We start from the raw sequence: 1,667 nt of genomic DNA, 5'->3' as shown, positions 1-1,667 counted from the left end.
CAAGCATATAGTTAGCTACCTAACTATGTCAAGGCTAATTCATTATTTAATTCAATGATATATTTGAGCCAGAAATTCACCCTATTGTTGACCGGGATCGCACAATTGTTTTGTAACTATCAAAAATTCTTCACTGATCGGCGTTTATTTTCTGTCATTTGCCAATGTAGTCTTTAAACGGTGTTCTATGTCCGATAGCTCCCTTTTCAGATTCTGTTCCCCGATTAACGGCAAATTATGGCTTTACACTGTAACGGTGATTATCCTCACGCTGCTGATTATTTTTAACAATTATCAACAACAGTTATCCGCTTACTCTTCGCAGGCCAATCAACAAATTGCTCAACGTAATCAATTGCTGGCTTTGATGCAGACCCAGCTGCTGGAATCCAAACTTGAAGCCATTGATCAAACCCTGAAACTGATCAGCTCGCATCCTGATTTTATAAACCATCCAGAGCCCCACACCTACCTGCTGGAGCAGTACTCCCGAAACAACCCTGAAATGCAGGCTTTATTGCATATTAATGCTGATGGTTTGTTACGGTTTCCCCAGCATCAGAGTAGCCAGCTGGATTTATCGGGGCGCGACTATTTTAAAGTACATCAGGCTTTAAAAACGGATAGTGTTTTCACCTCAAAACCCATGTTGCCCGGACGTGGACATGAAGATCCGGTTATGGTTATCAGTCGTGGTCTTTATGATTCTGATGACAAATTTCAGGGTGTGATTGCCGCAGTTATCGATATTAAAACCTTTTCACTTGCACTCAGTGGGATCAGTGTGAATGCCCAATTGTTTTCATCGATTGTGCATGAAGAAGGTGAAATAGTATTCCGTGTACCGTTCCGGGATTTTGAGGCCGGACAAACAATGGACTATGTTAAAGAACACACCGAAACAGACAACCTGCCCTTAACTGGTGAAGGCATTTACCAGCACGGCAGCAGCAATTATCAGTTTGCATACCAGACACTGCCTAAATGGCGGCTCCACGTATTTGTTGGTGAGAATCGTGCCGTAGTAGATGAGTTGATAGCTCACTACCGATTTTCGCATCTGCGTAACAGTGCTCTGACCGCTTTTTCATTAATTGTGCTGATCCTCACTTCTGCCTGGTTAATCCGGCGTCGTCTGGAAACCAACCAACAGCTTCTCGAAAGTAAAGCCGCCCTTCAACAGAGCTATCAGCGCAATCAGGCCATTATTAAAGCCATCCCTGATCTGCTGTTTACCATTGATAAAAATGGCAACATCATTGATTTTGAACAAGGTGATGGGGTGCCATTGCTGATACCGGAACAAGACTTCATCAACAAGCATATCAGCCAGACTTTACCTGACTTTCTGGCACAACGGACATTACTGGCGCTGCAAAAAACCCTGGGCACCGGGGAAGGTGATTATTACGAATATGAGCTGAATATATCGGGCCAGCAACATTTTTTCATGGCGCGAACATCCCCGATCAATCAGGACAGAATGCTGGTCGTGGTCATTGATATTACCGAGCGTAAAAAATCCGAAAATGCGCTGCAATGGCAAGCCACGCATGACAGTCTGACGCAATTACCCAATCGGGTATTGTTTTATGATCGTCTGAATCAAGCCATTGTTGAGTCTGCAAGGTATAAGCAATCATTTTGTCTGCTTTATATTGACCTGC

At 43.6% G+C, this 1,667-nt stretch carries 1 protein-coding gene; it reads left to right on the top strand.

All coding sequences use genetic code 11. The annotated features are described in order from the left end of the window. Positions 1 to 187: 187 nt before the first annotated feature. Positions 188 to 1,667 (top strand): sensor domain-containing diguanylate cyclase (locus B3O33_RS06455; protein ID WP_292363223.1); only part of this gene is annotated, 1,480 nt, incomplete at its 3' end.

It is taken from the genome of Methylophaga sp. UBA1464, from assembly GCF_002325665.1.
Taxonomy (GTDB): domain Bacteria; phylum Pseudomonadota; class Gammaproteobacteria; order Nitrosococcales; family Methylophagaceae; genus Methylophaga.
This window is presented reverse-complemented; position numbering and strand designations above follow the sequence as displayed.